General features: G+C 43.5%; 11 protein-coding genes. All 11 read right to left on the bottom strand.

The genetic code is table 11. From position 1 onward, the window contains the following. Window positions 1–58 precede the first annotated feature (58 nt). The gene (locus ACFGVS_RS25510; protein WP_439696071.1) at window positions 59–298 is read right to left on the bottom strand and encodes a hypothetical protein; all 240 of its coding nucleotides are present in this window, start codon (window positions 296–298) and stop codon (window positions 59–61) included. A gap of 225 nt (window positions 299–523) precedes the next feature. Continuing rightward, window positions 524–1,768, bottom strand: coding sequence for an aminotransferase class I/II-fold pyridoxal phosphate-dependent enzyme (locus tag ACFGVS_RS25505; RefSeq protein ID WP_090652414.1), 1,245 nt, complete (start codon window positions 1,766–1,768; stop codon window positions 524–526). 250 nt (window positions 1,769–2,018) lie between these two features. Continuing rightward, window positions 2,019–3,629, bottom strand: a complete 1,611-nt coding sequence (ftsZ, locus tag ACFGVS_RS25500) for a cell division protein FtsZ (RefSeq protein WP_090652415.1) — start codon at window positions 3,627–3,629, stop codon at window positions 2,019–2,021. Between the two features lie 127 nt (window positions 3,630–3,756). After that, complete coding sequence (gene ftsA / locus ACFGVS_RS25495; RefSeq protein ID WP_090652416.1) at window positions 3,757–5,097, bottom strand: cell division protein FtsA; 1,341 nt, start codon at window positions 5,095–5,097, stop codon at window positions 3,757–3,759. Between the two features lies 1 nt (window position 5,098). Then, window positions 5,099–5,959 carry a cell division protein FtsQ/DivIB gene (locus tag ACFGVS_RS25490; protein WP_439696069.1) on the bottom strand — a complete coding sequence of 287 codons (861 nt, stop codon included), beginning with the start codon at window positions 5,957–5,959 and terminating at the stop codon, window positions 5,099–5,101. After that, window positions 5,952–7,310 carry a UDP-N-acetylmuramate--L-alanine ligase gene (gene murC, locus ACFGVS_RS25485; RefSeq protein ID WP_439696068.1) on the bottom strand — a complete coding sequence of 453 codons (1,359 nt, stop codon included), beginning with the start codon at window positions 7,308–7,310 and terminating at the stop codon, window positions 5,952–5,954. Before murC ends, ACFGVS_RS25490 begins: the two co-directional genes overlap by 8 nt. Window positions 7,311–7,373: 63 nt before the next feature. After that, window positions 7,374–8,471 carry an undecaprenyldiphospho-muramoylpentapeptide beta-N-acetylglucosaminyltransferase gene (gene murG / locus ACFGVS_RS25480; protein WP_439696066.1) on the bottom strand — a complete coding sequence of 366 codons (1,098 nt, stop codon included), beginning with the start codon at window positions 8,469–8,471 and terminating at the stop codon, window positions 7,374–7,376. 126 nt (window positions 8,472–8,597) lie between these two features. Then, entirely contained in the window at window positions 8,598–9,743 is a 1,146-nt protein-coding gene (locus ACFGVS_RS25475; protein ID WP_274209713.1) for an FtsW/RodA/SpoVE family cell cycle protein, read from the bottom strand. Between the two features lie 111 nt (window positions 9,744–9,854). Next, complete coding sequence (gene murD, locus ACFGVS_RS25470) at window positions 9,855–11,231, bottom strand: UDP-N-acetylmuramoyl-L-alanine--D-glutamate ligase (protein WP_439696065.1); 1,377 nt, start codon at window positions 11,229–11,231, stop codon at window positions 9,855–9,857. 106 nt (window positions 11,232–11,337) lie between these two features. Next, window positions 11,338–12,579, bottom strand: coding sequence for a phospho-N-acetylmuramoyl-pentapeptide-transferase (gene mraY, locus ACFGVS_RS25465; RefSeq protein ID WP_439696064.1), 1,242 nt, complete (start codon window positions 12,577–12,579; stop codon window positions 11,338–11,340). Window positions 12,580–12,695: 116 nt separating this feature from the next. Beyond that, window positions 12,696–13,040: a four helix bundle protein gene (locus ACFGVS_RS25460; protein ID WP_090652423.1), complete on the bottom strand. Its 345-nt coding sequence runs from the start codon at window positions 13,038–13,040 to the stop codon at window positions 12,696–12,698. Window positions 13,041–13,147 lie beyond the last annotated feature (107 nt).

Genomic DNA, 13,147 nt, shown 5'->3' with positions numbered 1-13,147 from the left:
ATGATTGTTTGATTTATTAGTCCCGGCAAAGCAACTGCGCCGATACAATTTCAAATCGCTAATGGGGATTTTTAAATTCGGCCGACATCGTTGGAGATTTGTATTCGCCCACGATACCTCCGATTTTCCTGTCATCTATTAGCTTGTGCATGACCGATATAAAAGTTCGCCAATAGATGCTTCGTTCCTCCCCATGACAAGTTTCATTTTCTGTCTTCCAGAGCGATAGCGAAGGATCTATTGTACGCCATGCATACCGCCAGCAAAGTTTGTTAATAGATACTTCGTACCTCAGCATGACAGTCGTTTATTTTTTGATTGTCATTCTCCCTTCAGAATTTCGCGAAATTTTACAACTCAGCATGACAGTTTTTTATTTTTGAATATTATTTCCCTTCAGAATCAGCGGATTTTAAGCCCGCGATGACGAGGATATTAAAGCAAAAGGCCTCAAATCGAGGCCCTTCACTTTAATACTTAAAAATCTGCACATCTGAAATCTGCATATCTGCACATCTACAAATTACGCTATCTCCAGCTTATTCTCTTTATAATGTCCTGCTTTTAGTTTTTCGCCCATTTCGCTGTAAGCGTTTAGGGTGCGCTCCACATCTTCGAGCGAGTGTGCGGCAGTTGGGATAAGCCTTAATAATATTAATCCTTTAGGGATAACCGGGTAGATCACTATGGAACAGAAGATGCCGTAGTTTTCGCGCAGGTCGCGGGTTAGGCTGGTGGCCTCGTAAAGGTTGCCCTCTAAAAACACCGGCGTAACCATGGTATTGGTAACGCCCAGGTTGAAGCCGCGCTCTTTTAAACCCTTTTGTAAGGTTGACGAGATGAGCCACAGTTTTTCACGCAATTCCGGTTGCGACACTAACAGTTCAAAGCGTTTTTTTAAACCCAATACCATCGGCATCGGCAAAGCCTTGGCAAATGTTTGCGAACGCATATTGTAACGTAAAAAGTGTACTATCTGCTCATCAGCGGCAACAAAAGCGCCTATACCCGCCATTGATTTGGCAAACGTAGCAAAGTATACATCTACACCTTCAACAACATCCTGCTCCTCATGTGTGCCTGCACCGGTTTTGCCCATGGTACCAAAACCGTGTGCATCATCAACTAATAAACGGAAATTGAAATCTTTTTTAAGATCTACAATCTCTTTCAGTTTACCCTGCGCACCCGACATACCAAAAACACCTTCGGTAATCAGTAATATACCACCACCGGTTTGCTCGGTTAGTTTGGTTGCGCGCTCCAGTTGCTTTCTGCAACTTTCAATATCATTATGCTGGTAAACAAAACGTTTGCCCATGTGCAAACGAACGCCATCAATAATGCAGGCATGCGATTCGGCATCATAAACAATAACATCGTTCCTGTCAACCAGGGTATCTATAATGGATACCATTCCCTGGTAACCATAGTTTAATAAAAAGGCGGCTTCTTTACCAACAAACGCGGCCAGGTTATTCTCCAGTTCTTCGTGATGAATGGAGTTTCCCGACATCATACGGGCCCCCATAGGGTAGGCCATACCGTAATCAGCAGCTGCTTTGGCGTCGGCTTCCCTTACTTCGGGATGGTTGGCCAGGCCAAGGTAGTTATTAAGGCTCCAAACCAAATGCTCTTTCCCATTGAACTGCATATGCGGCCCAATTTCCCCCTCCAGTTTGGGAAATGAAAAATAACCATGTGACCATTTTTGGTGCTGGCCCAGCGGCCCGCCCAAGCTTTTTGTTATTTTATCAAATAAATCCAAAATAATTTACCGTTAATCGTGAATAATATGCAAATATAGCTGTAAAGAAGCCTTGCCACAATAGCTATAACTTTTTAGAATAGCTTATAACCCGCGGAAGGGTATCAAGTAGTAAGTAGCAAGTAGCAAGACTTTTGATGGCAGTACGAACCCTGTCCTACTCTAACACAAAAGCCGCTATAAGAATGATTAATTACTTATAACGGCTTTGCGCTTTTTTATCTTGCTACTTGATACTTACTACTTGATACTAATCAGCATTATCATGCAAAAACGAGTTATTTCTCCTTATCTCGGTGTTGCCTTCGTTATCGGGCATCAGGCTAAAACGGGAGATGGCGCTTTCGTCAGATTTTGGGGTATCCTGCAGCGCAACTTCTTTGCGTTTGTAAGCAGGTACATTTTCCAGCTCCTGGATGTTGCCTGTACGTAGTTTCATGCTCAAATCTTTAAGGCGCATGATACGCTCGCGCGATTTTTTCAGCTGTTCCTCTATCGATTCGTTTGTTTTATTATCATCAGCGCCCGCAAGGGCTACCGGTTCCGGCTCAGGGACGGGAGTTGGCACAGGCTCGGGCTTGCGGGCTTCCTGTACTGGCGCACTGTAAGTTTCGGGCTCACTCATTTTAAACGTGAAGCCAGCCATATCCTGCTCGTTTTCTTCTTCCTGCTCCTCTTCATGCAGGTTAAACTTAACTACATCGTCGTCCCTTTTCTCGGTGGCTCCAAACATATCAAACAGTCCGGTTTGCTTAGGCTCCTCTTTATGCTTAATATATGGCTGGGCAGGCGTATTGGCCTTAACCGGATTTATAAATTCATTTACAGGTTTCACCAACGGTGCGTTTTCGGGTACCAGCATCGATACTATTTTTTTGTTGCTGATCTCTTTTTCACGCTCGTCTTTGGTTTGGAAACCGGTTGCTATTATAGTTACTGATAGTTTATCTTCCAGGTTTTCGTCAACACAGTTACCCCAAATCAGGTCGGCAGCCAAACCGGCCTCTTCCTGTATGTAATCCGTAATAATGCTCACTTCATCCATGGTAACCTCTTTAAGGCCCGAGCTTATGTTAAGCAAAATGTAACGTGCGCCTTCTATCTCATTATCTTTTAATAATGGCGATGCCAAAGCACCTTCAACAGCCTTTAAGGCACGGCCTTCGCCTTCGGCGCTGCTGCTGCCCATGATACATACGCCGCTATCTTTCATTACGGTGCGCACATCTTTAAAGTCGACGTTGATATAGCCTGGTAAGGTTATAATCTCGGCTATCCCTTTTGCAGCTGTGGTTAATATATCATCTGCCTGCCCAAAAGCCGAGCTCATGGTAAGGTTACCAAAAATCTGGCGCAACCTGTCGTTCGAGATCACCAGGAACGAATCGACATATTTACGCAGCTCTTCCATCCCGGCATCGGCCTGCATTTTGCGGCGTTTACCTTCAAAAGAGAATGGCGTAGTTATAATGCCTACGGTTAATATGTCCATTTCGCGGGCAGCTTTGGCTATAATAGGGCTTGCACCGGTACCGGTGCCACCACCCATACCTGCGGTAATAAACAACATTTTGGTGTTAACGCCCAGCATTTGTTTTATATCGTCGATATTTTCTATTGCAGAGTTTTTTCCCACCTCAGGTATCGAACCGGCCCCCATACCTTCGGTAAGGCTGGCGCCCAATTGTACCTTGTTTGGTATAGGGCTAAGCTCCAGCGCCTGGGCATCGGTGTTACAAATTATAAAGTCGACACCGGTAATTCCCTGCCTGTACATATGGTTTACGGCGTTACCACCGCCACCGCCAACACCAATTACTTTGATGATTGACGATTTTTCTTTTAACATCTCAAACTGCATAATCTTCGTTTTCAGCTATATGTGATTTTACCAACATTTAGATTTAACCATCGTAATAATAGTACTTTTTCCACAAGAGTTTTCCACAAATGTCTACAATGTGGAAAATCTTAACTATTGTGTATAATTATTTCAAAAAGTCTTCATCGTTTATATCATCCTTAATAAAGGTGATGCTTTTCTTTAACAACCTGTCAAATAAACCACCCTCTTTTCCTTTACCCTCAAACTTGGTTTTTTGGGCTTTTTCAACCGGCACATCTACACTCATGTACTCCGTTTTCTGGATACCTTTTATCAAAAGGCCTATACCGGTTGCAAACGTTGGGCTTTGCAGCTCTTCGTAAATGTTTTTTGGCAGCACTTCATTCTTGGCCAAATGCTCGGTTGGGTAACCCACGCGGCAATCTAAACCGGTAACAAACTCTACCAATTGGCGCAGGTGTTTAAGCTGCGCGCCACCACCCGTAATTACTATGCCGGCAATCAGCTTTTTCTCGTAGCCCGATGATTTTATTTCGTAGTACACATGCTCCACAATTTCTTCCATGCGGGCCTGTATTACGTAAGCCAGGTTTTTAACGCTTATCTCTTTGGGCTCGCGGCCGCGTAAACCGGGTACACAAACAATCTCGTTTTCTTTGTTCTCATCAGCCAGGGCCGATCCAAACCTTACCTTCAACTGCTCGGCTATGTTGCGCATTACAGAGCAGCCTTCGCGTATATCTTCGGTTACACTGTTACCCCCAAAAGGGATAACGGCAGTATGGCGGATTATGCCTTCATGAAAAATGGCCACATCGGTAGTACCACCGCCGATATCAACCAAAACAACACCGGCTTCTTTTTCCTCTTCGCTCAAAACAGATTCAGAAGATGCCAATGGCTCCAGTATCAGATCCTGGCTATCCAGGTTGGCCTTGTTAACGCATTTTACAATATTTTTAATAGCCGTAACCTGGCCGGATATGATGTGGAAGTTGGCTTCCAAACGTACGCCTGCCATGCCAATAGGGTCTTTAATCCCAGGCTCATTATCTACCGTAAACTCCTGCGGCAACACATGAATAATATCCTCGCCCGGAGGCATTACCAGGTTGTACATGTCCTCGATCAGTTTGTCGATATCCTTGCGGCTTATCTCCGACTGCAAATCGCGGCGGGTTATTAAGCCGCGGTGCTGCAAGCTTTTAATATGCTGACCGGCAATACCTACAAATACCACCTTGATATCAACATTTGATTGCGCACCGGCAATATCAACCGCCTGGGTAATACCCTGTACGGTTTTATCTATATTTGAAACCATCCCACGGGTTACGCCCGCAGATTCTGCTTTACCAATTCCTAATACCTCAATCTTTCCATTCTTGCTCCTGCGACCAACGATGACGCATATTTTAGTAGTCCCGATATCCAATCCTACTACAATTGGTGAACTTTTTTCTTGTGTTGAGCTTTTGTCCATATTACATTTTTATTTGAGATGTATCCTTTTTCATTTTAAGCGAATCCAGCTTTAATGCCTTCATTTTGGCCGAATCTGCTTTTGTCAGTTGGTTTTTTACACCAATTACCTGGTTGGTGTATTTAATATTAATGGTGCGGTACTTATCCCAGCCCACGTGCGGCAACACCTGTTTATAAAAGGCTTGCAGGTTCCTTAGTTTTACATTTAGCGAGTCGGCATTACCTATTAAAATCCGCTGGCTCCCTACCCTTGGTATCAATTCAATCTCGCGGTCGGTATTCACATATATCTGCGCTACCTGGGCATCCCATAATGAATCCCGGCGAATAAAATCGGCCGTTTTATATAAATCCTTCGCCAGCTGGGTATGCAATGAATCAACGTGATTGGTAAACAACTCATCGATATAACCATTGGCAACCAATACCCTTGCGGTAAAGTTTGACGACAGCGGAATTTTTAAGCCATGCTGATCGATATAAAAATCCATATCATAATGGTTCATTACCCTTAAAATTGGCTGGCGCTGGCTCACCTCAACCATCAGCACCCCATCCATTTCGGTGTATACTTTTGCAAACTCAATAAATGGATTTGCCCTTAGTTTGTTTTCCAGGTCCTGGATATTAATATTTTCCAGCTTTTGCCCTACCAGCGTATGGCTGTTGGTTTGCAATATCTGGTCAACCTCCTGTTTATCTATAAAATACTGGTTGCCCGGAATGTTTACTTTTACCGCGGTGCAAACCACCGATGCTTTTTTCGATTCGATAAAACCCATAAGCACCACAAGGCCACCCAGGCAAATTACCCAGGCAAATCCTATTAAAAGGCGCTTCCAAATGAGTTTTTTATCCATGCTGCATTATCTCTTTTAATGGATGTACCAGTGTATCTATATCACCTGCGCCTACTGTTAGCAGCAGTTCGGGTTTTTCATTTTTAACCGCATCTAATGCACCTTGCTTGCTCAGTATACGTTTGTTGACCAGCGACATTTTGTTAAGCAGCATATTTGAAGTAACCCCTTCAATAGGCAACTCGCGGGCCGGGTAAATATCCAGCAGTATCAGCTCATCAACCATGCTCAGCACCTCTGCAAAACCATCGGCAAAATCGCGGGTGCGGGTGTACAGGTGAGGCTGAAAAATGGCGGTCAGCTTTTTATCAGGGTATAACCTTTTTACTGATGATATACAGGCCCGCAATTCTTCGGGATGATGCGCGTAATCATCAATATAAATATGCCCTGGTGTTTTCACTATGTATTCAAACCGGCGTTTAACACCGCGGAATGATCCCAGCGCATCTTTAATGGATTCGGCCGGGATATCCAGTCTCAAAACAGCTTCGATAGCGGCTACGGCGTTTTCGATATTGTGCGTACCTGCAATGCCCATTTTTATGCCGGGGATACTGATATCGGCATTGATAAAATCAAAATAAAAATCGCCGCCCTCAATACGGATGTTTGCAGCATGCGCATCGGCAGTCACATCTTCCAATGCATAGGTATAGCCGGTATCTAAAGGCAGGCCTTTTTTGTGTACCAGTGTACCGCCGTTTTTTATCTGCGATGCAAATAGCTTAAACGATTCTGTTAAATGTTCGTGATCGCCATAAATATCTAAATGATCGGCATCCATGGATGTGATGATGGCCACATCCGGGAACAGTGTTAAAAACGAACGGTCGTACTCATCAGCCTCTACCACCATTACATTGTTTTTGCCATACAGCACATTGGTTTGATAGTTGGATGATATGCCGCCCAAAAATGCCGAACAATCATTACCCGATGCCTTTAGCAAATGCGCCACCATGGTTGACGTAGTGGTTTTGCCGTGCGTACCGGCAACTGCTATGGTGAATGAGCTTTTGCTGATGAGACCTAAAACCTGCGAGCGTTTAAAAAGCTCGAACCCTTTATTTTTAAAATAGTTAAGCACAGCCGAATCCTTAGGGATGGCCGGCGTATAAATAACCAGTGTATCTGCAGATGGTTCCTGGAAGCTGATTGGGATACAATCGGCATTATCCTCAAAACAAATCTGGATACCCTCATTGTGTAAATCGTTGGTTAGGTCGGTAACTGTTTTATCGTAACCGCAAACAATACAACCCAAATGCTGGAAATAGCGGGCCAGGCCGCTCATCCCGATGCCGCCTATGCCCACCAGGTAAACCCTTTGTATGTCGCGTAATTCCATTTTAATGTTTTTTTAAAAAAGGTCCTCCCCTTTTTGGGAGAAGGAGGACCATAACTTTAATTGTTATTTTATTATTTGTAAAAGCTCTTTAGCTATCACTTCATCGGCATTTGGCATAGCCATTTTGCCAATGTTAGTACTTAACTTTTTTTGCAATGATTTGTCGTTCAATAATTCAATCGCTCTATCCACCAGTTTCGCTTCGGCATCCCTGTCGGCTACAAAAATGGCAGCGTCTTCCTGCACCAGTGCCAGCGCGTTTTTTGTCTGGTGGTCTTCGGCCACATTTGGCGATGGCACCAGGATAACGGGCTTTTTCACCACACATAATTCGGCAATGGTGCCCGCCCCTGCTCTTGATATAATAACATCGGCAGCGGCATAAGCCAAATCCATCCGGGTTAAAAACTCCCTTATCTTAATATCCGGGTGATGATCTTCGCCCAGTTTTTGGATGATTGTTTTATAATAAAACTTACCGGTTTGCCAAATGATCTGCACATCGGCAGCTATCAGCTTATCCAAACCAGCCATAATGCTGTTATTTAATGTACGTGCGCCAAGGCTGCCACCGGTTATCAGTATAGTTTTTTTAAAGGTTGATAACTTGTACAACTCCAAGGCCTGCATGTGCTTACCGGCTATATTTACCGAATCCTTACGGATAGGGTTACCGGTTTTGATGATTTTACCGGCAGGGAAAAACTGCTCCATATTATCAAAAGCCACACAAATTTTTTGCGCTCCCTTGCCAAGCCATTTATTGGTGATACCCGCGTAGGAATTTTGTTCCTGTATCAGGTATGGTATTTTTTTCATCGATGCCGCGTACAACAACGGGCCGGAGGCATAGCCACCAACACCAACCGCGGCATCTGGTTTAAAATCCTTTATAATTTGCAATGCCTTGCGCACGCTGCCTACCAGTTTAACCGGGAACATCACATTTTTCCAGATAGAATCGCGCTGAATGCCGCGGATATCTAACCCGATAATTTTATACCCTGCAGCGGGCACCTTTTCCATCTCCATCCGGCCAAGGGCTCCCACAAACAGGATCTCGGTTTTAGGGTCGATAGCCTTCAAAGCATTGGCAATAGCAATAGCCGGGAAGATGTGTCCTCCTGTTCCGCCACCGCTTATGATGATTCTTTTTGACATGCTCTTTATTTAAAACTCTAAATCCTAATTTCTAAACTCTAAATCCTAAATAGGAAAATTCTAATTTTCAAACTCTAAAACCCAGGCCAATCACTAATTCACTAAATCAATAATTCACTAATTAAATTACGCCACACTTATCTCTCCAACCACAACTTTCTTCGGTTCCTCTATATCCCTGCTTACTGATAGTATGATGCCGAAGGCCACACTGGTGAACAACAGCGATGTACCACCCATACTTACAAACGGCAACGGCACACCCGTTACCGGGCCCAAGCCTACTGCCACAGCCATATTGGCAAAGGCCTGTATAGCCAGGCTAAAACTTAAACCGCAGGCCAGCAATGCGCCAAACGCCTTGGGCGCCTTGGTAATAATTTTTATACACCGGTACAACAAAAACAGGTAAATGCCTACCAGCGCGAAACCGCCTACCAGGCCGTACTCTTCAACTATGATGGCATAAATTTCGTCCGAGTATGACTCGGGCAGGTAATTCCGTTCGGTGCTGTTACCGGGGCCTTTACCAAAAAGGCCTCCGCTGGCAATGGCTATCTTGGCATGGTCGGCCTGGAATGATTTATCTGTTTTAGTTGAATCGGGATGCAGGAACGTTTGTACGCGCGAAACATAAGTATGCCGCCTTGGCCCCAAAAATATAACACCCAATAACAATATAAATCCTGCGCCGCATACAATAGCTATCTGTTTTATGCTGATGCGGCCTATGATCAATAGCAATATACTTACCCCAAACAGCATCAGCGCGGTTGATAAGTTGGCCAGCGCAATCAGGATAAAAACCAAACAAACCGAACCCATGATAGGCAAAAACGATTCTTTTACATCCTTGATATTTTCCTGCTTGCGCGATAAGGTGCGTGCCAGGTAAGTAATCAGGGCTAACTTGGCCAAATCTGATGTCTGGAAGCTCAAACCAACAAGCGGGATATTTATCCAGCGGCTTGCATTGTTGATGTGGCTACCAAATACCAGGGTATAGATGAGCAACGGAATAGTCACGATCATCATGATTTTGGACAAGCCTGCATAATACCGGTAATCCAGCTTATGCGAAATATACATCAGCATAATTCCACCCACAACCATAGCCAGGTGCTTCATCAAAATCGACTCGACACCAACACCACGTTTATAAGCAAGCGTACCTGTTGAGCTGTATACAGCCAACAAGGATATAACAGAAAGCAATATCACTATCAGCCATATCCAGCGGTCGCCTTTTGTGTTGTTTAATATCCTATGCATTTTACCTTAATTCTTTACTATTTGTCCATGGTCTATAGTCCATGGACCATGAACAAAACATCTTATCTATTTATCATCTGCACATCTGAAATTTGAAATCTGCACATCTGCTTACAGTTCCCTCACCGCTGCTTTAAACTGGTTTCCTCTGTCTTCGTAATTTTTAAACAAATCGAAACTGGCACAGGCTGGCGATAACAATACAGTATCTCCTTTTTCGGCAAGGTGAAATGCTACCTGCGCCGCTTCCTGGGCCGAGAATGTATTTACTATAACATGCACATCATCTTCAAAAGCGTCGTGTATACGCTTGTTGTCTTTCCCCAGGCAAACTATCGATCTAACCTTCTGCTTTACCAAATCCTTGAGCATTCCGTAATCGTTGCCCTTATCAACGCCGCCAAGTATCAGTACTACATCACTGCTCATGCTCTCCAATGCGTACCAGGTTGAGTTAACATTGGTGGCCTTTGAATCGTTGATAAACCGAATGCCCGATATATTGGCTACAAATTCAAGCCGGTGTTCAATGGCTTTAAAGTTGCCCATGCTCTCTTTGATCGTTCCCTCGCGCAACTCCAGCACCCTTGCTACAATACCTGATGCCATGGAGTTGTAAATGTTGTGCTTGCCCTGTAAGGCCAGTTCTTGAATTGACATTGTAAAATGTTCTTGATTTGTGTTAATGACAATATTGTCGTTATCGAGATATGCTCCCGGTTCAATCTTTTTTTCAATAGAAAAAGGCAATAGCTGCGCGTCGAATTTCCGGTTGGCCATACCTTTAATGGTTTCGGGGTCATCTGCGCAGTAAATGAAATAGTCGGCCGCCGTTTGGTTTTGCGTAACCCTGAATTTGGATGCCGCGTAGTTTTCCAGCTTGTAATCGTACCTGTCTAAATGGTCGGGTGTGATGTTGAGCAATACTGCTATATCAACCTTAAACTTAAACATATCATCCAGCATAAAGCTGCTTAGTTCCAGCACGTACAAATCAAAGCTTTCGGTAGCCACCTGGTAAGCAAAGCTTTTACCTATGTTGCCGGCCAGCCCAACATTTAAACCACCATTTTTTAAAATATGGTAGGTTAAGCTGCTGGTAGTAGTTTTACCATTTGATCCGGTTATGCCGATGATCTTCGCGCTGCAATACCTGCCTGCAAATTCAATTTCGGATATTACCGGGATCCCTTTTTCTTTAAGTTTTTTGATGATCGGCGCTTTATCCGGAATTCCGGGGCTTTTGATCACCTCAACCGCGTTCAGGATTAAATCCTCTGTATGTTGTTTTTCCTCGAAGCTGATATTCCAGTCTTCCAGTTGTTTTTTGTATTTATCCGCAATGGCCCCAAAATCCGACACAAACACATCATACCCCTGCTTTTGCGCCAGGTATGCCGCACCAACACCACTTTCGCCGGCGCCCAAAATGGCTATGCGCTTAGTTGTGAGTTGTGAGTTGTGAGTTGTGAGTTCCTGTTGGTTCATTATTTTATTTTTTGTGATTTCACTGACTGATTTGTGATTTCACCGATTCCTCTTTTGTACTTGTTCCTTTTTTGTCTTGATTCTTGACTCTTGATTCTTACCTCTCCTATCTTAGCTTCAACGTTATTATCGTTATTATCGCCAGCAGTATCCCGATGATCCAGAACCGGGTTACGATTTTGGCTTCGTGGAAACCTTTCTTTTGATAGTGGTGATGCAACGGCGCCATTAAAAACACCCTGCGGCCTTCGCCGAATTTCTTTTTGGTGTATTTAAACCAGCCCACCTGCATAATTACCGACATATTCTCGATCACAAATACACCGCATAACACCGGCAGCAATAATTCTTTACGGATCATGATAGCAAAAACAGCTATGATACCGCCTATGGCCAAACTGCCTGTATCGCCCATAAATACCTGCGCCGGGTAGGAGTTGTACCACAAAAAGCCAACACACGCACCAACAAAAGCACCGGCGAAGATCACCAGCTCGCCCGAGTTAGGAATGAACATGATGTTCAGGTAGTCGGCGATTTCGATATTACCGGATACATAGGCCAGTATGGCCAGCGTAATACCAATAATGGCCGAGGTACCCGTCGCCAGGCCGTCTATACCATCCGTTATGTTTGCCCCGTTGGATATAAAGGTGACAATAAGTATCACAAAAAACAGGAACACCACCAAAGCATAATACTCATATCCGGGACCGATAAACTTTAATACCTTGCCGTAATCCAACTCGTTATTTTTGTAAAAAGGCATAGTAGTTTTGGTAGAGTGTATATCCTGGGTGTATACCGGTACATTCTTTTTCAGGTGAAAATCGACCGGAGCGTTGACCATTACCGGCAATTTTACTTCCTGGCGAATAACAATATTGGTATTGAAATACATTGTCCATCCTACTATCAGCGATAAACCCACCTGGCCTACAATTTTAAAACGGCCGGCTAAGCCCTCTTTATTCTTTTTAAATACTTTAATATAATCATCTAAAAAACCAATGGAGCCCAGCCAAACAGTGGTAACTATCATCAATATGATGTACACGTTACCTAATTTAGCAAACAACAAAGTAGGCACCAGGATCCCCAGCAAAATGATTAGCCCACCCATAGTTGGTGTACCCGATTTTTGCATCTGGCCTTCCAAACCTAAATTTCTAACCGTTTCGCCAACCTGTTTAAAACGCAGGTAATCAATCAGCCTACGACCGTAAACGGTTGTAACCAGCAACGATGTTATTACAGCCAAAGCCGTACGAAACGTGATATACTGAAATACCCCGAGTCCCGGTATGTTGTAGTTTTTATTTAAGTAAGTAAACAAATAATATAACATTGGCTTTGCGATGTGCAGATGTGCAGATTTCAAATGTGCAGATTAATAATTTGCAGATTCGAGATAAGCAGATTTGCGATTTATGTTTTAATTTCTTATTTCTATTTAATTACGTTTTACTCTTTTATCGAGGAAATTATCTTTCCTAAAACCTTTACTATTGATTGCACATCATCAAGCATCGATTGTTCAAATGGGTAACTCTCTGCTTTCTGACATAACAACAACCAGTACCTGGTTTCTTCGGCTTCCTTATAAGCTACCTTACATTTATGTTTAAAATCGCTCTTGCTTTGCGCTCCCTGCGCTTCGCAAACATTTGCCCCTATTGATGTACCGCTCCTGAACAGTTGATTAGCCATATTGAATTTCCTTAACGCTTCCAGCTTCTCGGTGAAGCTGATGATCTTTAAAGAAAACTCGAAAGTCAAATCAACAATCAGGTTAGGTCTATCACTCATTATTTTATCAATTCATCAATCACTAATTCCCAATCCAAACATCTATTCCTCATCTGCATATTTGCATATTCGCATATCTGAAATCTGCACATCTGAAATCTGCACAT

Origin of the sequence: Mucilaginibacter sediminis, from assembly GCF_051903035.1 — a bacterium.
In the GTDB taxonomy this organism is placed as follows: Bacteria; Bacteroidota; Bacteroidia; order Sphingobacteriales; family Sphingobacteriaceae; genus Mucilaginibacter.
This window is presented reverse-complemented; position numbering and strand designations above follow the sequence as displayed.

Bases quoted from the DNA above. Each gene is read 5' to 3' on its own strand.
- ftsA (WP_090652416.1), bottom strand. From the start codon at position 5,097: ATGGACAAAAGCTCAACACAAGAAAAAAGTTCACCAATTGTAGTAGGA.
- mraY (WP_439696064.1), bottom strand. From the start codon at position 12,579: ATGTTATATTATTTGTTTACTTACTTAAATAAAAACTACAACATACCG.
- murC (WP_439696068.1), bottom strand. From the start codon at position 7,310: ATGGAATTACGCGACATACAAAGGGTTTACCTGGTGGGCATAGGCGGC.
- murD (WP_439696065.1), bottom strand. From the start codon at position 11,231: ATGAACCAACAGGAACTCACAACTCACAACTCACAACTCACAACTAAG.
- ACFGVS_RS25460 (WP_090652423.1), bottom strand. From the start codon at position 13,040: ATGAGTGATAGACCTAACCTGATTGTTGATTTGACTTTCGAGTTTTCT.
- murG (WP_439696066.1), bottom strand. From the start codon at position 8,471: ATGTCAAAAAGAATCATCATAAGCGGTGGCGGAACAGGAGGACACATC.
- ACFGVS_RS25475 (WP_274209713.1), bottom strand. From the start codon at position 9,743: ATGCATAGGATATTAAACAACACAAAAGGCGACCGCTGGATATGGCTG.
- ACFGVS_RS25490 (WP_439696069.1), bottom strand. From the start codon at position 5,959: ATGGATAAAAAACTCATTTGGAAGCGCCTTTTAATAGGATTTGCCTGG.
- ACFGVS_RS25510 (WP_439696071.1), bottom strand. From the start codon at position 298: ATGCTGAGGTACGAAGTATCTATTAACAAACTTTGCTGGCGGTATGCA.
- ftsZ (WP_090652415.1), bottom strand. From the start codon at position 3,629: ATGCAGTTTGAGATGTTAAAAGAAAAATCGTCAATCATCAAAGTAATT.